17 protein-coding genes are annotated in these 20677 nt (G+C 37.7%); 2 read left to right on the top strand and 15 right to left on the bottom strand.

Features of this window, described 5'->3' with window-relative positions; genetic code table 11:
• Window positions 1-138 precede the first annotated feature (138 nt).
• Window positions 139-1224: a bifunctional 3-deoxy-7-phosphoheptulonate synthase/chorismate mutase gene (locus tag ACOMCU_RS17865; RefSeq protein WP_010860227.1), complete on the bottom strand. Its 1086-nt coding sequence runs from the start codon at window positions 1222-1224 to the stop codon at window positions 139-141.
• A 171-nt stretch (window positions 1225-1395) separates the two neighbouring features.
• Here ACOMCU_RS17865 and ACOMCU_RS17870 point away from each other — a divergent pair, with 171 nt between their 5' ends.
• Entirely contained in the window at window positions 1396-3552 is a 2157-nt protein-coding gene (locus ACOMCU_RS17870; RefSeq protein WP_421050911.1) for a cell division protein, read from the top strand.
• A 59-nt stretch (window positions 3553-3611) separates the two neighbouring features.
• Here the strand turns inward: ACOMCU_RS17870 and ACOMCU_RS17875 are convergent, their stop codons facing one another.
• The 9 genes from ACOMCU_RS17875 to ACOMCU_RS17915 all read right to left on the bottom strand — a co-directional run bounded on the left by ACOMCU_RS17875 (window position 3612) and on the right by ACOMCU_RS17915 (window position 14228).
• Entirely contained in the window at window positions 3612-4106 is a 495-nt protein-coding gene (locus ACOMCU_RS17875; protein WP_036130671.1) for a YtxH domain-containing protein, read from the bottom strand.
• Window positions 4107-4238: 132 nt separating this feature from the next.
• Entirely contained in the window at window positions 4239-4745 is a 507-nt protein-coding gene (locus ACOMCU_RS17880) for a DUF948 domain-containing protein (protein ID WP_010860230.1), read from the bottom strand.
• A gap of 230 nt (window positions 4746-4975) precedes the next feature.
• A complete protein-coding gene (gene murC, locus ACOMCU_RS17885; protein WP_010860231.1) occupies window positions 4976-6274 on the bottom strand; it encodes a UDP-N-acetylmuramate--L-alanine ligase in 1299 nt (432 codons plus the stop codon).
• A 233-nt stretch (window positions 6275-6507) separates the two neighbouring features.
• On the bottom strand, window positions 6508-9960 hold the full coding sequence (locus ACOMCU_RS17890) for a DNA translocase FtsK (RefSeq protein WP_421050912.1): 3453 nt from the start codon (window positions 9958-9960) through the stop codon (window positions 6508-6510).
• A gap of 210 nt (window positions 9961-10170) precedes the next feature.
• Window positions 10171-10785: a YtpR family tRNA-binding protein gene (gene ytpR / locus ACOMCU_RS17895; RefSeq protein WP_010860233.1), complete on the bottom strand. Its 615-nt coding sequence runs from the start codon at window positions 10783-10785 to the stop codon at window positions 10171-10173.
• Window positions 10782-11606, bottom strand: a complete 825-nt coding sequence (locus ACOMCU_RS17900; RefSeq protein WP_421050913.1) for a DUF1444 domain-containing protein — start codon at window positions 11604-11606, stop codon at window positions 10782-10784. The genes ytpR and ACOMCU_RS17900 overlap by 4 nt, the downstream gene beginning before the upstream one ends.
• Window positions 11607-11957: 351 nt before the next feature.
• Window positions 11958-12476, bottom strand: a complete 519-nt coding sequence (locus tag ACOMCU_RS17905) for a hypothetical protein (RefSeq protein ID WP_421050914.1) — start codon at window positions 12474-12476, stop codon at window positions 11958-11960.
• Window positions 12477-12570: 94 nt separating this feature from the next.
• Window positions 12571-13092 carry a DUF84 family protein gene (locus ACOMCU_RS17910; protein WP_010860235.1) on the bottom strand — a complete coding sequence of 174 codons (522 nt, stop codon included), beginning with the start codon at window positions 13090-13092 and terminating at the stop codon, window positions 12571-12573.
• A gap of 59 nt (window positions 13093-13151) precedes the next feature.
• A complete protein-coding gene (locus ACOMCU_RS17915; protein ID WP_421050915.1) occupies window positions 13152-14228 on the bottom strand; it encodes a M42 family metallopeptidase in 1077 nt (358 codons plus the stop codon).
• Window positions 14229-14392: 164 nt separating this feature from the next.
• Between ACOMCU_RS17915 and ACOMCU_RS17920 the strand changes: the two genes are divergently transcribed.
• The gene (locus tag ACOMCU_RS17920) at window positions 14393-14707 is read left to right on the top strand and encodes a hypothetical protein (RefSeq protein ID WP_010860237.1); all 315 of its coding nucleotides are present in this window, start codon (window positions 14393-14395) and stop codon (window positions 14705-14707) included.
• Window positions 14708-15480: 773 nt separating this feature from the next.
• Here the strand turns inward: ACOMCU_RS17920 and ACOMCU_RS17925 are convergent.
• The 5 genes from ACOMCU_RS17925 to ACOMCU_RS17945 form a co-directional block, all read right to left on the bottom strand.
• Window positions 15481-16707 (bottom strand): ATP-grasp domain-containing protein, encoded by a 1227-nt coding sequence (locus ACOMCU_RS17925; protein WP_421050916.1) that lies wholly within the window; start codon window positions 16705-16707, stop codon window positions 15481-15483.
• Window positions 16708-17004: 297 nt separating this feature from the next.
• Entirely contained in the window at window positions 17005-17868 is an 864-nt protein-coding gene (locus ACOMCU_RS17930; protein WP_421050917.1) for a YtnP family quorum-quenching lactonase, read from the bottom strand.
• 19 nt (window positions 17869-17887) lie between these two features.
• Complete coding sequence (gene trmB / locus ACOMCU_RS17935) at window positions 17888-18535, bottom strand: tRNA (guanosine(46)-N7)-methyltransferase TrmB (RefSeq protein ID WP_010860240.1); 648 nt, start codon at window positions 18533-18535, stop codon at window positions 17888-17890.
• Window positions 18536-18610: 75 nt separating this feature from the next.
• Entirely contained in the window at window positions 18611-19564 is a 954-nt protein-coding gene (locus ACOMCU_RS17940) for a diacylglycerol/lipid kinase family protein (protein ID WP_421050918.1), read from the bottom strand.
• Between the two features lie 3 nt (window positions 19565-19567).
• On the bottom strand, window positions 19568-20578 hold the full coding sequence (locus ACOMCU_RS17945; RefSeq protein WP_421050920.1) for a nuclease-related domain-containing protein: 1011 nt from the start codon (window positions 20576-20578) through the stop codon (window positions 19568-19570).
• Between the last annotated feature and the right edge of the window lie 99 nt (window positions 20579-20677).

The raw sequence follows: 20677 nt of genomic DNA on the forward strand, positions 1-20677 counted from the left end.
TATTGTACGATTGGAGTTTTTTTTTTGTCCATAGCTAAAAGCTTTCCGGAACCCCCCGCATAGCAGGGGGTTTTCAAAGAATACAAAAAAACCGTCTGTCAAAAATGACAAACGGTTTTAAAATCATGACATTAAAAATTAAGCATGGATCTCATGATTTTTCATGAATTTTTGTAGTGTTTCGTAGAAAGCATCGAATGTCGGAATATCCATTTGTTGTTGTGAATCAGACAGTGCTACAGATGGATCTGGATGCACCTCTGCCATTACACCATCTGCACCGATAGCAATTGCTGCCTTCGCACATGGTAATAATAAATCACGTCGACCAGTTGAATGCGTTACATCTACAAATACCGGTAAATGCGTTTCTTGTTTTAAAATTGGTACAGCTGAGATATCTAATGTATTACGTGTCGCTTTTTCGTACGTACGAATACCACGTTCACAAAGGATGATGTTTTCATTTCCTTTAGACATAATATACTCTGCTGCATGAATGAACTCATCAATTGTTGCCGCTAACCCACGTTTTAAAAGGACAGGCTTGTTCGTTGCACCCGCTGCTTTTAATAATTCGAAGTTTTGCATATTACGTGCACCAATTTGGATAACATCAATATATTCTAGTGCTTCTTCTAAATGACCTGGTGTGACAATTTCAGTAATTACACCTAAACCATATTCTTCAGATACACGTTTTAAAATCTTAAGTCCTTCTAAACCAAGACCTTGGAAGTCATATGGAGAAGTACGCGGTTTATATGCACCACCGCGAATAAGTTTTTCGCCTTTCGCCTTAATAGACTCTGCTACAGCGGCTACTTGTTCGTATGATTCAACAGCACAAGGACCGAATACAAAAGATGGTTTTCCTTTGCCAATTAGTTCACCGTTGATATTTATAATTGTATCTTCTGATTTTTTCTTACGAGATACAAGTAATTCTTTCTTTTTATCTGCCTCTAATTGTTTTAGTGCTGTTTTGAAGATTTGTTTAAAAATATAATCAACCGTCATTTGGTTTAATGGTCCGTTGTTATGTTCTTTAATCAGATCAAGCATGTGTCGTTCACGCAGTGGATCATAACGATTCACACCTTGTTTTTCTTTAATTTTACCGATTTCATCTACTACTGCTGCACGTTCGTTAATTAGACGAAGAATTTCTAAGTTTAATCCGTCAATTTGACTACGTAAGCTTTCTAAATCTTTCTGGCTCATGCTTCTTGCTCCTCTCCCATGACAGACACTTTCAGAACTCTGAAATGTATGTTACATTTTTAGATATTAGCATTATTATAATCAATGTTGTTCAGAATGTCACGCATTTTTAATTTAGCGCTTCAACTCGCTAAATTATTTTGAGATATATCAAGGAAGGAAGCGATTACATTGAGTTCAAAATTATTTGCGCTTGATATCGGTACACGTTCTGTTGTCGGCATTATTTTAGTAGAAAATAACGACCATTATCACGTACAGGATATTTTAGTAAAAGAGCATAAAGAGCGGGCCATGGTGGATGGTCAAATACATAATGTCATGTATGTGGCAGACTTAATCAATGAAATTAAACATGAGCTGGAAGAACAGCATGGTCCTTTAACAAAGGTGAATGTAGCTGCTGCCGGTCGTTCATTAAAAACTGAACAAGCGAGTGTGACAATTAGTATACGCAATCGGCCTATTTTTACAGAAGAAGATATTAGCCGTTTAGAATTACAAGCCGTTCAACAGGCACAACAGCAACTTTTACAGCAGAAAGAGGATGCAAAAACGAGCCACTATTACTGTGTAGGCTATTCTGTCCTTTATTATCGACTTGATGGTGAGGAAATTGGTAGTCTTCTCGATCAGCAAGGCGACGAGGCACAAATCGAAGTGATTGCAACCTTCTTACCACGCGTAGTGGTGGAATCTCTCATTGCAGCACTAAAACGCGCCAATTTAGAAATGGAAGCACTCACACTAGAGCCGATTGCTGCCATCAATGTGCTAATTCCGCCAACGATGCGTCGCCTTAATGTTGCGCTCGTCGATATTGGCGCTGGGACATCTGATATTGCGATTACTGATAAAAGTACAGTTGTGGCCTATGGAATGGTGCCAACAGCAGGTGATGAAATTACGGAAGCCCTTAGTGACCATTATTTACTAGACTTCCCAGTAGCAGAAACGGCTAAGCGTCAACTACAAACTGAAGACGAAATATTAATTCAAGATATATTAGGCTTTGATCAATATTTTGCAAAAGCCGAGGTGTTAAAAGCCATTGAACCTGCTGTTAAACAACTTGCAAAAGCCATTGGGGAAGAAATCTTACGTCTCAACAATCGAACTGCCCCAAAAGCAGTCATGCTTGTAGGCGGAGGGAGTTTAACTCCAGATCTTACAACAGAACTTGGTCTTGTGCTCGATTTGCCTACAAATCGTATTGCGGTACGTGGTGTTGACGCAATACAAAACTTAACAAAAGAAGAACATATAAAGCCTTCACCTGAATTAGTCACACCTATTGGTATTGCAATTGCCGCAAAGAAAATGCCCATCCAATATATGAGTTTAACTGTTAATGAGCAAGTTGTACGCCTATTTGAGTTAAAGGAAATGACAGTTGGAGACGCATTTTTAGCTGCCAACATTCGTGCCAAACAATTGTATGGCAAGCCCGGTCATGGTTTATCGGTAAGTGTCAATGGACAGGATATTTTCATACCAGGTGGCCACGGACAACCAGCACAAATTTTAGTTAATGGTCAACAGGCCTCAACTAAAACCACTATTAAAACGAGCGATGCAATCCAATTGATAGAAGGTCAGGACGGTCAAACTGCACAAGCGACAGTTCGAGATATTGTTGATGATGCAGCGATCAAAACAGTTACCATTCATGATACAAAGTATGTTATTGAACCAAAAATTACTGTCAATGGTGCACCAGCATCACTCGATAGCGTATTAAATGATCGTGACGTTATTGCCTTTGAAATTGCTGAGACAGTCGAAAACGTATTTAAATTTACAAATAATTGGGATTTACTAAAACGATTTGAATCTTATTATATTCATGTTGACGGTAAGCCACTGTATTTACCAGAGTTTTCGCCCTCTTTATTGATAAATGATAAACCATGCAAATTGTCATATGCAGTCCATAATGGCGATGTTATTAAATTCCAGCAACAAGCATTACCGACTGTTCAACGAATCGCTGATCAGATGAATATTTTACTCGAGGATAAAATCATTATTCATTTTCAAAAAGAAATTTTAGAGCTACATAAGACGGCCCATGAAGTGTTTGTCAATCAAGTTATCATACCAGCACTTTCTACAGTGCCAAATGGAGCAACAATTTCGTTTAAAGAGAAAGATCAAAGTCGTTGGATTTATCAAGATGTGTTTCGTTTCTCAAGCTGGCAACTCCCAACTACATTTAAGGGCAACTTTACGATCCTCCGAAATGGTCAGCCCGCAAGTTTTGACACGGAAATCTTCGGTGGTGATAAATTAGAAATATTACTTGAAGAAGCTCACCTATCATTGTAATGAAAAAAGGGATACCATACGTCTTTGTTATGACGTACGGTACCCCTTTTTAGTTAAATTTATGCACGAACTTCCTCAGCTTTATCTTCAACAGCCTGTTCTACAGCGTCTTCTGCTTTGGCATCTGACTTATCGGTGAAGTCTTCAAGTGGCTCTTCACCCTCAAACGAAACAGTACCATCGTCAAAAACAGTTGGCACCTTTGCAGATTTCAATGTTTTTACTTTTTCTACCAATTGTGTAGATTGCTCTTGAATTTGTTTTGATAACTGAACAGTTTTATCTTTAGCTGTTAATGATAAATCCGCACTCTTATCTTTTAAGTTAACAGCTTGTACAGCCACATCACTACGTAAATCTTTGCCTGGTTTCGGAGCTAGTAATAAGCCTGCAGCAGCCCCTACAATACCTCCAACTAATGCGCCAATGACAAAATCTTTCATGTTCACACGCTCCTCTTCATAGATTGATTCTTGTGAATGATAAAGCTGTGGCAATGAACTTTCTAATTGTTGTTCTTTCACTTCATTAAAATTCGGTTTTTGAGTTGTCATGCTACAATTCCTCCCCATTTATCTATTGCGCCTTGGCGTATTTATGCCAGCATTTCTTGTGTCCGACAAATAAACATACGCATGAGGCTTTATTTTTATTCAGATAGCAGGTAAATGCCATCCAAATAATAATTATTTTTTACGACCCCATTTTCTTTTCGGCTTGTCCTCATATATTGTTTCGTAAGAATATGGGTCTTCTTGCACAACTTCTTGAGCTTGATCGATTATTTTACGCTTCTTCCACTTATCTGCAATGCCCATTGCAACATTACTCCATTGAACAACCTGTGCAATTTTTTCTTCATTTTGCTCAATATTTTTTGAGATAGATGAAGTAATTTGCTGTACCGAAGTATTTAAACCGTTCACAGAGTCCCCAATTCCTTTGACTGCATGAACAACAGAATTTAACTGTTTAGATTTATCTTGAATATCCTCAGCTAAGCTATTTGTTTTGGATAATAAAGAAGTCGTTTCGCGTGTAATACCTTCCATTTGTCCCTCGATGCCACTTAAAGTACCCGCTAAACTATTAAGAATCGATTTGAGTGAAAATAACGTCATACCGATGCTCACACATAAAACTAAAAAACCGATCGCCGCAATAATTGCAGCAATATACAAAATAACTTCCATACAAAGACCTCCCGCTAGTAAGAATTACATTACTATTACTTTCCCTATCTTCGACAAAAAAAACTGAATTCCTTCTCATTTTTGAGAAAAAACAGCTTATCCCTTGCGGATTAAGCTGTTTCGTTGTTCTATCATTACGGCTAGAAGTAATTTTGTCACTTTTAGAAGCAGGGACTGTTACTTGTGCCGATACGTTACACTATCCTATTGCCATATAAAACTGTTGTGAATCATTTTAGCAATTTTTCAAAAGCATCTTGGAATTTATGGACATCCCCAGCACCCATAAATAAAAATACAGCGCCTTCATGCTTCATTAACACATCAATGCCTTCCGTAGTAATCACAGCACTTCCCTCAATCAGTGAAGCTAAATCTTGAATTGAAAGGGCACCTTGTGTCTCTCTTGCCGAACCGAATATATCACATAAATAGGCTGTGTCTGCAAGGCTCAAACTATCAGCAAAGTCTTGTAAAAATGCTTGTGTACGTGTAAATGTGTGCGGTTGGAAAATAGCTACAAGTTCACGTTCAGGAAACTTTTGACGAGCTGATTGGATCGTCGCACGAATTTCTGTTGGATGGTGTGCGTAATCATCTATTAATACATTATTGCCAATATTCGTTTCTGTGAAACGTCTTTTTACACCTTTATATGTGTTCAGACGCTCTTGAATAATCTCTGGTGAGATACCTTCATATTGACAAAGTGTAATGACAGCTAAAGTATTTAATACCGCGTGATCACCAAATAACGGAATAAAGAAAGTGCTATAAAACTCATTACGAACAAAAACATCAAATGTTGTACCCTCTGTTGTTTTTTCGACATTACGTGCTTCAAAATCATTTTCAGCACCAAATCCATAATAAACAACAGGTACTTTCGCTTGAATACGTTGAAGATGTTCATCATCACCACATGCAATGATGGCATTTTTCACTTGTAATGCAAGTGATTGGAAAGCTGAATATACATCTTCTATGTTTGCAAAATAATCTGGATGATCAAAATCAATATTAGTCATTACTGCGTAATCCGGATTATACGCTAAAAAGTGTCGACGGTATTCACATGCTTCCATCACAAAGAAGGCTGCATCCTCATGTCCAGCACCTGTACCATCACCGATTAAATAGGATGTTGGTTTATAGCCACCTACAACATGGGCCATTAAACCCGTAGTAGATGTTTTACCATGTGCACCCGTAATTGCAATTGATGTGTAATTTCCAATATAATCGCCTAAAAACTTGTGATAACGAATAATTTCAACACCGATTTCACGCGCACGCACTAATTCAGGATGTTCGTCAGGAAAGGCATTTCCCGCAATTACCGTCATACCTTGTTTAATATTATCTGCATCAAATGTAAAAATTGGAATATTACGATCACGTAACGGTTGCTCCGTGAAAAAATACTTATCAATGTCTGAGCCCTGTACTTGTTCACCAGCATCGAATAAGATTTGTGCAAGTGAACTCATGCCAGAACCTTTAATGCCTGTGAAATGAAAAACTGTCATTAATTAAACCCCCCGGGAAATACTAAATCCCATCTATCATCTATTAAGGTGTAGCATATTTTTTATGCTCCAAATATTAGGTATTAATACCTTTTCAAGCACGAAAAAATACGTACTAATCAAAACATCTTGTCTATTATAGCACTATTTATGCACAAGGATAAATGTGCAACTTTTCTAAAAAAACTAAATTTGACGAAAGTCAGATAATCTAGACGAAAACACTGCGATTATTATTCAAACATAGCAATTAAATCTTGCTCGGTAATATAACTTTCACGCGGTTTACTACCTCTTGCCTCTGACACAAAACCATGAGATTCTAACATATCAATTAACCGTGCAGCACGGTTATAACCGATATGATACTTACGTTGAATTAGGGACGTAGAGGCTCCACCTTGTTCATAAACAAATCGACATACATCTTCAAATAGATCATCTTGCTCTGCGGAAACTTCAATTTTCTTTAAAAGCTCCTCTTGATCGAAAATATAATCCGGTTCACCTTGCTCACGAACATGGTCTATGATTGCTTCTATTTCATCATCTGTCACAAATGTCCCTTGTAAACGTACTGGTGCAGACATTCCATTACCTAAATATAGCATATCGCCTCGTCCAAGTAATCTTTCCGCTCCTTGCCCATCTAATATTGTTCGCGAATCAATTTGTGAAGACACCGCGAAGGCAATACGTGTGGGGATATTTGATTTGATGAGCCCTGTAATAACGTCCACAGACGGTCTTTGTGTTGCAACAATTAAATGAATACCACAAGCACGTGCCTTTTGGGCAATACGACAAATGGCCTCCTCCACATCTGCAGGAGACATCATCATTAAATCGGCTAGCTCATCAATGACAATTAAAATATAAGGTAATTTTAAACTATGCTCATTATTTTTATCGGCTAATGCATTATAGCGTGTGATGTCACGCGCACCTGCATGCGCAAATAACTGATAACGACGCTCCATCTCCTCAACTGCCCATTTTAATGCCGCTGTTGCAGCCTTAACATCTGTAATAACCGGGCTGACCAAGTGAGGAATATGATTAAACGGAGCAAGCTCTACCATTTTGGGATCAATCAGCATAAGTTTTAACTCATGTGGTGCAGCCTTATATAATAAGCTAACTAAAATAGAATTAATACAAACTGACTTCCCTGAGCCTGTAGCTCCGGCAATTAAGCCGTGTGGCATTTTTCGTAAATCAATCGTTACTGGCTTTCCTGTTAAATCCAGCCCTAGTGCTGCTTCAAGCGGTGAATCCGAGTCGAGGAAGGAAGCACTATTTGTCACTTCTGATAATCGAACAGCTCGAGATACGCGGTTTGGAATTTCTATGCCAATTGAACTTTTACCAGGAATCGGTGCTTGAATACGGATGTCTTTTGCTGCTAATGCTAGCTTCAAATCATCAGCTAGGTTACGTATTTTACTTACCTTTGTTCCATGACTTACTGTTATTTCAAATTGCGTAACAGCTGGCCCTTGCATAATAGATTCAATTTGAGCTGATACCTGGAAATAAGAAAGAGCTTCGACTAATGTATCTCCCTGTTGTTCCATCCACTCAGTGTCTTGTGTTTTTTCCTCAGGCGGTTCTAAAAACTCTTCACCTGGTTTATGATACACTCGAACAGGTTTCAAAGGTTTAACGGCTGGCTCTTCCTTTTCAGGTAACACTTCAATCATTTGAGACTGCTCTTGTGGCATATCCTCAACTATTTCAGCATTCCCCAGAACACTTGGGATATCAATCTTTTCTTCTACAAATGCTTGAGCAGTAATTACCTTTGCATCCATTAGTGAAGTCGCTGCAATTTCATCGGCTCCTTCTACTACCTCCATCGCTGTATTTTCTACAGTTGATGGGCGGTCCATTGTTGCTACAGGCGACATTGTAATCTCTGCTACTCTTTCTAGTGCTGTATTTACAGATTCCATCTTTGGAAGAGTGAGCTCTGTTTCCTTCATCACAGACGACGAAGCAGACTCTGATACTTCTTCAGTTGACTTAACGTTTTCAGTAATATGAATAGATTCAGTTGTCTTAACGTTTTCATTATTTGGAATAGCAACAGCTGATTTAACGTTTTCATTATTTGGCATCGCTACAGCTGATTCAACGTTTTCATTATTTGGCATTGCCACAGCTGTTTCAACGTTTTCATTATTTGGCATCGCTATAGCCGATTCAACGTTTTCATTATTTGGCATCGCTACAGCCGATTCAACGTTTTCATTATTTGGCATTGCCACAGCTGTTTCAACGTTTTCATTATTTGGCATCGCTACAGCCGATTCAACGTTTTCATTATTTGGCATCGCTACAGCCGATTCAACGTTTTCATTATTTGGCATTGCCACAGCTGACTCAACGTTTTCATTATTTGGCATCGCTACCGTCCTATGAATATCATCAGAAATAAATTGTGGTGTATCCTTAAGCTGTTGGCGGTTTTGCCACTTCTCTTTATCCGTTTTTAACATTAAAACATTAAAAGGAATGCGGCTTTTTTCTTGTTTAATTGTTGCTTTATTAGCTTGCTCATCCAAAACCGCTTGCTCTGCTTCCTCATCTGCGGTCGGCTGTACAACTGTCACTTCACCAATGTGGATTGTTGAGTTTTCTATTTGTACTTGTTCCACAATAACTTCTTTCACATGAATATCAGATTCATTTGCAGAGAGTTGATCGAGAGCGAGTTCTTGCTGTACAGCTTCCTTCACTTGCTCTTCAAAACCGACTGCGAACGATGTCGTTGGCGGTACTGCCATATTAGAAAGGTCTTTTGTTTGAAGTTTTTCTTCAGCTTGAACTTCATCAAAAGTAATTGGTTGCTTCTGTGCGTCATAATCTGCATCAAATGTAATCGTTTGTTTTTTTTCAGCCTGATCTTCATTAATTGTTTTCGTTTGTTGTGGTGTAGCTTCCATATCGTTAGGCTCATTAACCCGATCAATTACATCATTTCGTGTCAGGCTAGGCACTTTTTCTACTAGTATATTTTCAATCGCCTCATTTGTTGTCGTTTCTTTTACAGTCGCAGGTGTTGAAGGTCTTTCAGCATCATTTTCTTCCATACGTTTGTTTAATAATTGCTCAATTGGGCTTGGCTTAGCGAAGCCATACACTGGAGAAGGTACATCCGTTGGTACAAAACGTTTACGATTCGGTGGTAAACTACTTTCAACAGTCGGTTCTTTCTTAGGAGGAGCAGCCTCCTTTTGAATAACCGGTTCATATTGTGCATCACGAAAAATCATCCGTGCCTTTGAACGATTCTCTTGCTCTGGCTGACTTCGTGTAATTGTCGTTCGACCTGTACGTTTTGTACGATTTTCTAAAAGCTCACGAATCCCCGAAACCTCCACATCGTAAACTCGTGAATCTACGATATGATTATGTAAATGCTTCGGTAACGATAAATCTTCAATTTGTCCATAATAAGCATCGTCCATTTGATTGAATGCCTCTTTTGGTTCATTTGATGACTCCGCTTCTTTGTCTTCAATTAATGGAAAACGAAAGGTCTTTTGCTTATTTACAGGGTTTTCTTTCAACGATTGTTGTTGCTCATGTTGTTCCTGATAGTTTTCATATTCATAGTTATCTTCATATTCATAGTCATCTCTATTTAAAATTTTATCTATTTGTTTTTTAAACCAATTCACGTTGTTTCACTCATTTCTCATACACTTCGTTTATAGCGTTGTCTATGATTTCAAAAGAGAGCCTTTTAAAAACAAAGCTACGTCTATATAAAAAAGCATACCATAAAAGTGTTATAGAAACTTGCATTTATAGGCCCAACCTTCACAAAAAAATCGTTACGCTACCAACAACATTGGTAACATAACGATTTTTGCATATATAATATACTTTTAACGAGTTGGCGCTTCAAAAGCACTGCCAATTTCCGCTTCTTCTGGTAATACTAAGATTCCTTTTTCAGACGGTGCATTTGGAATCGCTAATTCACGAGCCGAGCATAACATCCCGAATGAATCGACGCCTCGTAAATTACCTTCTTTAATGAGCATACCTGAAGGCATAACTGCTCCAACTTTGGCTACTACTACTTTCTGACCAGCTTCAACATTCGGTGCTCCACAAACAATTTGTAAGTTCTTGTCACCTACATTTACAGTACAAATACTTAACTTATCAGCATTTGGATGTTTTTCCTTTGTTTCCACATAGCCCACCACGAATTTTGGTGAAAAATCAACATCAAGACTGATTGTAGCGCCATTTTTTGTAATAGCAGCCTCTAGTTGTGCTACAAATTCTGGTGTAACTTCGACATTACCTTGAGCTTCTGTTTGTACATAATTGCTTGCATTAAATAGGTTAAAAGCTTTAATCTCTCCTGTTTGAGCTTCTTTTAAAATGGCAATATCGCCAGCACGTTCAACCACTGTTTTCACAATTGCCTCTGTCGCTAATTGCACTAATAATACGTCTCCTACATACGCTTTGTTGTAAAATACATTCATTGTTCTTCTTGCTCCTTTTTCACTCTGTTTTTCGCTAGAATAAAGATCGGTTCTAAGTCACCGTCTTCATATATAAATGATAACGACGTAATCGGTACTGTTCCGACAGTAAAGAAATGCATCGTCATCTGTGCTAATACATCATAACCTGTTTCATTACGAATATCACCTAGTATTAATACATCTTGATGAGGGACAGATATCGTCATATCCCCCTCTATTTGTCCACGCATGTCTTTTAAAAAGTTTTCATTTAAAATACGACTTGCATCATAGCCATCGTTGACATTAACAAAATAAAAGAAATTTCCAGCCACTTCATCTTTCTTATAGACTGTCGGTAACTGCTTGACCGAAAAACGTGCCATTTCACGAATCTGCTCTATTGTCAATTGCAATGCCTCTAACATTGACTCATCAATAAAGCGATATGTTTTTCCTAAATCAAGTGCATAAAAAATCCGCGTTTCTGCCGTATGTTCCGTAGTAATAAATGCATGCCCCTCTTTTGATGCTTGTGGATAGGATGTTGCACGTATCACTGGGTAAATTTGTGTAGATGTTTGGAACCCTTGTTCCATTTCCTGCTCCATTGCCGTGAAGGTTTGCTCAATTGTATAAACCACTTCATTGATTGCCACCTCTTGCTTTTCACTGTATTTCGCTATAATACCTGGTAAAGAAAGCTCCATCCCTTTGCCTATTTTTTTATGATTTAAGCGCAATTTATCATGCTTTTTATCGAATTCAAAATCAAATATTTGCTCATTTAATTGTTTTTTCAATAGAGATATTAGTTGTTCTGATTTTATTTGTTTCATCTAGTTCACGTCCTTTCTATGTGAATACGCTTCGCCGTAATGCGTCCAAATTTAGCTTTGCACTGGTAGGCCTGCACAATGGCAGACAAGATGTCAGTCATTTCAGTAAAACCACGAGACGTGGCGTATAGCCATTGCGCCTGCCGCTAGCTTTCTGGTAGCTAAGTTATTGCTCGCAAGCGGCGCAGATGGGCTACCATCCATAATAAATTTATTCCCTTTAAAATCCGCGACATCCACCAAAGGCTTAAATTTTAGCCTGTAGGTGTTTGGAAACCCACTGAATACTGAATAAAGTTCAAAATGAAACGGCTCACATGTTTGTGAACCGTCTTGTTCAAAACTATGCAATTATTTAATCTTAACCGAATGAACGATTTTCGTCATCTCATGTAGATTATCTTCAATATTTTGAGACTTTGAAATGGTTGTCATTTTTACGCCGCCGCTACTGACAACTAGCTCAAATTCATCATCTTTCTCAGTTTTAGAAATCGCTGAAAATCCGAAACTATCATCCTTCTCATAAGTATTTTCTTTAATAATTTCTTTGGAACTATCTTCTTTTAGTAAATTATAATAGAGTTTGCTGTCTGAATCTTCACTATCATTGATGAAAAGAATATAAGATTCCTTGCCCTTAGATATTAAAATATTATATTTATCTGAACTGTCCTCGATTTTAAATTTAGTTGGTAGAAACAATTGGATATGCCCAATTTTATCTGTATGTTCTTCTGGCTTCTCTGCAAAAACAGTTTCCGTTATTTTAAGTCCACTTGCAATTTGTTCATCAACAGATTGATTGCAGCCAGAAAGTCCCAAAATCAAAAGCATTAAAGTCAATGCTTGTAGCCACTTACGAGACATTTCTATCTTCCTTTCATTGCTAACTTTTTTTTATTTTAAAAAAATTTCAGTAAAGTTGCAACTACTCTGCTCCATTATCACTAGTCCGAAGACACTATTCAGCTGCTAATGTGAACAAATATTGTCCAACCAACAGCGCGACAATATGCTCAAACATAGACTGGCGGCTTACTATTCCTCGCGTAAAAATACCTACAGCACCCGCACCTTGACGAATATCCAGACGCTTTGTGTATGCTTCCATAACAGGACCAAGCTCCTTCCCAGCTATTATTTCCTGGGCAATTTCCTTTGGTAATATAATTTGTGCACCAGCAGCCGTAAAAATTGTACCATCCGCTAAAGCAAGAGACCCCCAGTTACAGATGTACATTTCACCTTCAATTTCAGTGACACCACCTTCAAGGCCAAAAGATAATGCTGCGCCAGTTGCATGCAATGAATTTTTCGCACGATTAATCGCTCCTTGTCGTGTTTCTTCTGTAGTTATAGGTTGTTCAGACACTTCAGAGGAAGCCTTGACATATGTAAAAACAGCTTTTTCAAAATATTGTTTAACGATAACTTCTACTGCTTTAGTTTTTGCTTTATTTGTTGTACCAATTGCTATGTTCATGAAAATCCCTCTTTCTATATATAGAAAGAGATGCCAATTATGGCATCTCTCATGTTTCTTTACACATTAGCTCGAATCGTCTCTAATGTCGATCGATCTGCTTTTTTCACTAACTCTACAATTAATGCTTTCGCTGCAGCATAATCATCAATATGGATAATAGCTGCTGAGGTATGAATATAGCGTGAACAAACCCCAATTACAGCACTAGGAACACCATCATTTGCAGTGTGCACACGGCCAGCATCTGTACCACCTTGTGATACAAAATATTGATATGGAATATGATTAGACTCCGCTGTATCTAAAATAAACTCACGCATTCCACGGTGCGTTACCATTGAGCGATCAAGAATGCGTAGTAACGTACCTTTACCAAGCTGACCGAATTGATTTTTATCACCAGATACATCATTTGCAGGTGAAGCATCTAAAGCAAAGAATAAATCTGGTTTAATCATATTCGCTGATACTTGAGCACCTCGAAGCCCAACCTCTTCCATCACATTTGCGCCGGAATATAAATGACAAGCTAACTTTTCATTCTTTACTTCTTTCATTAACTCAATAGCTAGTCCACAGCCATATCGGTTATCCCAAGCTTTTGCCATTATTTTTTTAGGATTGGCCATCGGTGTAAATGGACATACAGGTATGATGGATTGGCCTGGACGAACACCAATTGCAATAGCATCTTCTTTACTATCAGCTCCAACATCTATTAACATGTTTTTCATATCCATCGGCTTTGCTCGCTCAGCATCTGTTAATAAATGTGGTGGAATCGATGACACTACACCAGGAATAGGCCCATTTTTTGTAAACAATTCAACACGCTGTGCCAGCATTACTTGATTCCACCAGCCGCCCAATGTTTGAAAACGAATCATACCGTTGTCCGTAATCGATGTGACCATAAATGCCACTTCATCCATATGACCTGCTACTAAAATTTTCGGTGCATCAGCTATTTCACTATGTCTTACGCCAAAAATACCACCTAAATTATCTTGAATAATTTCATCAGAGTATTTCACTAACTCAGAACGCATGAACGCGCGTACTGCATGTTCATTGCCCGGTGCACCTGGTAACTCTGTTAATGTTTTAAATAATTGTAATGTTTCCTCATTCATGATGACTCTCTCCCCACGAAGTAGAATATTCTTCCTTGCTATTGTATCACACTTATTTCCGAAGTCGAAATATTGATATATTTCATAAAAGTCCCCCAGTATGAACGTGCATTCACTCTCTGTGCTATGATAAAATGATGTTATAGGAAAAGGAGGATAAAACCATGAAATTACGTGATTTTTTAATTGGTGTTGCAACAGGCCTAGCCGCCGCAGTCATTATTAAAGAAGCAAGTGAAAAAGTTTCTCCATATGTGCCTGCTGGACAAGTACTTGAAAACATAAAAAAAGAATTTAAAAAGGATGCACCGATCGACGGTTCGTGGATTTATATGAAAACAGATAATTTTACGAATGGTTTCATGACGATTCCTGTTTATCGTGGTGGTATTTCACGCATGTATGAGGGCGAAATGCAAACATTCGAATTCGCTGCAGACGCACGCTCTGGCGTTGTTGTAGAACTAATTGAATTATAATAGTGACACTTTAATCTTCAATTCATGCGAGATAAGCTACATTAAATATCCAATATGGCGATGCTAATGCTAAGAAATTTAATCTTTTTGCCGCATTTTCGCAGAAAAGGGGGGTGTCTCAAATGAATGAGACACCCCCTTTCAGCCTGTAGACAAACTCAAAAAATAATTGAGTTTTCTTACAGTTTTTTCAAATAGAAGGATCTATAGGAATCCGTTGATTTCCGCTAGCGGACGCCTTTCGCGGTCATGGCTTCAGTCTCCTCGTTGCTAGGCTCCTGCTGGCCTTCAACTCATGCTATTTTTTGCAGAAGTCGTCGCCTACACTCCAATCAACGAGTGTACGTCTATCAGTAAAAATTATGAACGTCGCTTTCAAAACTCAGCTACATTTCCACATTTTAAAAGAACTTGCGGTCAAGGATTATTGAGTGCTGACCATATCATTATTGATTCGATACATAGTACTACTGTCGTTAATGGGGGCTATTTGCAACTACTATAAAAGGTATTCGGAATGATCACATTCCGAATACCTTTTGTCGTCAATCTGAAAAGGGGTTGTCTCAAAAGTAAAAACAACATGCTCAGAGGTATCCAAGTATGCTATTTTTTGATGCAAAGTATAAATCCGCGTAGACCTCTGTGGGAAAAGCAAGAGCATGAGACCTAGCAGGGAGCGTTAGCAAGCGATGCGGCTCATTGCCCGGGGATTTTCACCATATAGTAAGGCGGATGTTATTGTTTGAAGGACTTTTTTAGACTTCTTCTTTTTACTCAGATAGTCCTTTATTATTGAAGTACTTTTTGTATTTTCGGTAATAGTTTAAGTTATTTAACGTTAGCTTCACCCAACGTTTCGCATTCATATCCTCATTAAAGTAAAGTGAGTTTGTATACTTTCCTTCACGAATCAATTTTTGTGCTTCCAGCTTAAGTTTTTCATTCGATGCATATTTGAATAATACTCCCTTAGGAATAATCATCCACAAATGCTTGTCCTCTACATAGGTTACTTGTTGTTCAACATTTAACATATGATCGTCCGCTACATATTTCATTAAATTATGTCCACTTGCCGTTACATAATAACTTGAGCGGCCATTGCGCAAATTAATTTCAAACAACTTATACTGTTTGTCACGTATATCGTATTTCATATCAAAATTTGCAAAACCAGTATAGCCGATATCCTCTAAGAAGAAGCGAACCTGGTCCATTAATTCTTTATCATATGTTGTGACGATTGCTGCATAACTACCAATGCCTTCTGGAGAATGCTCTTCCAAAATAGGATTGCCAAGACACATCAACTTCACTTTGCCATCTTTTCCTACATACGCATTTAATACACGCATATAAGAATCATCGCCAGGGATGAACTCTTGAATAATCATTGTATCTTGGTAAGTTGAACTATAGATTGCTTTTAAAATTGCTGTTTTTTCTGCTTCATCATGTGCTATGAAAACTTTTTTCTTTCCTGGAAATGTACAAGCCCAATATTCCACTGAGTTCGAAGCCTTTAAAATAATTGGATACTCAAACGGTGGTGTGAAGGATTGATAGTTTTCTGCTGTTACTGTTGTCGTTCCTGGATACTTAAAATTATACTTCTCACACATTTTATAGAAGTTTTCTTTTAGTAAAATTTCATCCATTAATGATTCGTCGATATATGGTACTGTAAAATGCTCCTGTAATGCTGGTTTGTTTTTGATGATTAGTTTTGCATAATCATCACCACAAGCAAGTAGCAGTAAATTTTTATCAGCATATTTTTTTGCCACTTCTGCCAGTGCAGGTGCAAATACGTCCTGTTCATTTAGACGATCGATTTCTTGAAAATTAAGAATATGGCTATCCTGTGTAGCTGTTAAATGTGAACGTCCTAATACAAGTGGTTTAATGCCGTATGCTTCGTAAAACGCGCGTGCCATGCCATATGCATTCATATCTGATCCTAATAGTACTGGTAAAAATGGTTGCTCAGTTGCCATTGTTATTTCAACTCTCTTTTGTGTTTTAGTATAGCTTTTAGTGTATCATATTTTCTAAAATGTTCACGAAAAAAAAGCCCCAAAAGATTTTTCCCAAAGCATTGACCATCCTCGTCGCATCGTAACGTTTGGTTTTTGATTGTTCCGCTTCCCTGTAGGAATAGCATGCACTTTACACACCAAACCAAAATAATTTCCTAAAATAGCTACAATATCTAAACGTCTATTACGTCCTACTACTAGCTTTTTAAACAAAAAAAAACGCATGAACCCAAAAAAGTTCACACGTTCTAGTCATTAGAATGTAATAACAGCTTGTCTACTGCGTTCTAACTTATCTACAATTTCCTTGCCCGTTGTATCCCATTTAATCATGCGGTAATAAGCATCATGATAGAAAATAAATCCGTAGCTATTTTCTAATGCTTCTTTCATCATGCGTTCTTTGGCAAATATACTTGTCATTGGATAATCGTCATATGCTAACACCCATAACGGATTTTGGTGAGCATGTGTTGGCATAATATCCGCCATATGCAGTAGTACTTCTCCATTTTGTGTTAATTTAATTATAGCATGTCCATCACTATGGCCACCTGTATGAATCATTTCGATACCTGGCGTTACTTGTAAAGTGCCCTCATAGGTTTCTACTAAGTGCTGTACTGGCTCCCAGTTTTCTTTCCAATAGGTGTTTTTCGAACGGATATTTGGCTCACACATTTCATCCCATTCAATCTTCGTCACATAGATTTTTGCATTTGGGAATGTAGGTACTAAAACATCATCTTCCCACTGTGTTAAACCACCCGCATGATCGAAATGTAAATGTGTCATTAATACAACATCAATATCTGCAGTTGTTAAACCAAGTTCTTGTAAACTATCAGCCAATGTCGATTCTTCAGTTACACCATAGTTTCGCAATTGTTTTTCATTTAATTTGTTAAAACCAACACCCGCATCAATAATATAGTTTTTACCTTCATATTGAATTAAGATAGGCTCTGTCGGCAATTCCACTTGATTTTTTTCATTTACTGGATATTTACGTGACCAAAGTGGCTTTGGTACAACACCAAACATTGCACCACCATCAAGGCAAGTGACACCCCCGTTTAGCCATGATAATGACATATTGTGAAACTGTAATCGATCCATCCATACTCCCCCTAGAAAACTATTTTGTTATGAATTGTGATTCTAGACGATAAATTGGTTGCCCCTTAGCAGAAAATTTCTGCTCATATTCTGTCATAATATTATCCTCTGGCATCTTCGCATGTAGGTCGAGTGATACATACTTCAATAACATGCCATATTCAGACATACTAACTAACGAATACTCAAACAAGCCACGGTTGTCCGTTTTAAAATGGATTTCCCCATTATCAACTAAAATCGACTCATATAATTTCAAAAAACCCTCATGCGTTAGACGACGCTTTGCATGGCGAAGTTTAGGCCAAGGATCTGAGAAATTCAAATACACTCGTGCTACATCGTTTTTTTGGAAAAATTTATATAAATCCGCGCCATTTACTTTTAATAAACGTAAATTTGCTGGAGATTTAGCCTCTAAAATATTTTCTAGTGCACAAACGATCACACTATCATACAGCTCAATACCAATATAATTGATATGTGGGTTCTGCAAAGCCATCCCTGTCACAAATTGCCCTTTCCCTGTACCAACCTCAATATGCAGTGGGTTGTCATTGCCAAAAACCGCCTGCCAATTTCCTTTAAAGTCTTCAGGATTTGGTATGATCACCTCTGGATGACTTGTAATCATGTCCTCTGCCCAAGGCTTATTTCTTAATCTCAATTTTCTTCCTCATTTCCTTCTAGGTAATTATTAATTTTTTATAGTATAACGTAAAAACAGTCATTTCGCATAAAATTATTGTGAAATGACGTTTCTTCCATTATCAAAAGTTATTATATTCCAAGCATCTTGTTGGACCGCACAATGAATAATTGTACCCTGTTCAATCTCACCTATATAGTTCCCATCTGTATGACTATCAATCTTGTCAGAGTCCAAGATAATCTCAAATTGATTGTTTTGCAAAAAAGTAATTTCTTTAAACTTCGTATGCTTTTCAAAAAAAACAGTGGCAAAAACAAATAGTAATTTCAAACGGGAAATACCATAGACAATCGTCACTTCAATTTTTCCATCATCGGGTTTAGAGCGTGGTGAAATTTTCATGCCGCCGCCAAAATAAGGATGATTACTCATGGCAACAAACCACGCCTGCTTAAAATGCCGTTCTTCATTTTTTGTACGTACCGTCACATTAAAACGCTCAAAACTAAATAATCCCCTCACAACAGCTGCAGCATAGGAGAGTTTGCCAAGTCCTATTTTATTGAGATAATATTTAAGGCGTGACTTATTAATCTGCTTTGTAACATATGCATCGAAACCAATACCTGCATTATTTACAAACAGCTCATTTTGCATTGTTCCAAACTGAATCATGCCAATATCCATCGAAATTCCGACTAATTCAGACCGTAAATAAGTCTCAATTTGTTTAGCATTTCGAAATATTGGAAAATATCGTGCGAAATCATTACCTGAGCCCGCCCTTACAACGCCAATAACAATAGAGTCAATATGTACGACACCACTGACAACTTCATGTATCGTGCCATCCCCACCGACAATGACAATGAGCTTTTTTGTTTGTGCCCCTCGTGCCCATTGCCTCGCAATTTCTAGTCCATGCCCTTCATATTCTGTGAAGGCAACTGCATAGTTTATGGTTAATTGTTGTTGAAGACGGTGCCAAACTTTCTTCCCTTTACCATTGCCAGCTGCCTCATTAACAATAAATAATACATTCATATGTTAATCCTCAGCGGATGGTTGCGATGTCTGTTGCCAAATATCACGATTAAAGGACGTTGTTTGCACATTATTTAAAATCGTTTGCGCTGCGCGAATTTGCATATGCTTCATAGGAGAGGATACTTTTTTCAAATGCTGCATCCATTCCCCATAATTGCGATGATCTACAAATTGTATACTATAGGATGATCCGGGATAGTCAAAATAGCCATTACGTGTTAACACAACTTTTCGAATGGGCATATCTATGTTATCTTGCTGAAATAACTGTGTTAAAACCGATTCCATACGACTTAAATTAATCATAGGATTGAGTATTTTAAAATCCTTTGTTCCTACCTTCTTGACCCAAAATCGTTCGCTACTGCCTACATACACCGCTTGATTTTCTGCTTCAAGCACTGTAATACAAATACATTCGGTTGGTGACATTAAAACAACATCAAGTTCAATCGGGGCTTTTCGCACCTGTAAAATAGGATAATAAAACACTAAATAATTATCCGGCAAATTTTGCAATAAAGTTCGTAATAAAGAGTCACGCATAAATCGAGGATCCACATACGATTTTTCTCGTAGCGTTGAGCTGGCCCACTTCATTTGGAAATGAAAAAACTGATCTATGAACATCCGCTTCAATTCGTGAATAGACTGCGGTGCATACACTATTTTCGGCTCAAATGTTAAGGTCGTTTCTTCTTCTGGAATAATATCTTCCTCATTTGCAAATTCATTTGTTACTTCTACCTGCTCACTATCTTCTTTTATATCTTCCTTCTGACGACCAGCAAAGATTTTTTTAATTAACGAGAAGCGTAGTTTCTCTTCAAATGGCTCATTTTCTGTGTCATTGTCGACATGCTGCCACTCACTAATTTCTTCTCCTGACTCCCATTGACGTTTGACACGTTCCCATTGGCTTTTTTTTAACCGTACAAATTGTGTTGGATATCTAGCCAAATCAATTTGATAACGTGAAACATAATCTTGTATTTTCACTAATTGTGCCATTTAAAGGTCACTCCAATCTTACTGCCCATGTAAATCATTATCATTTTTATTTTACATGACGTTTCAGGAGAAAACATCCATATTTTGCTCTATAAAAAA

Source organism: Lysinibacillus sp. UGB7, from assembly GCF_049058285.1.
Classification (GTDB): Bacteria; Bacillota; Bacilli; order Bacillales_A; family Planococcaceae; genus Lysinibacillus; species Lysinibacillus sphaericus_B.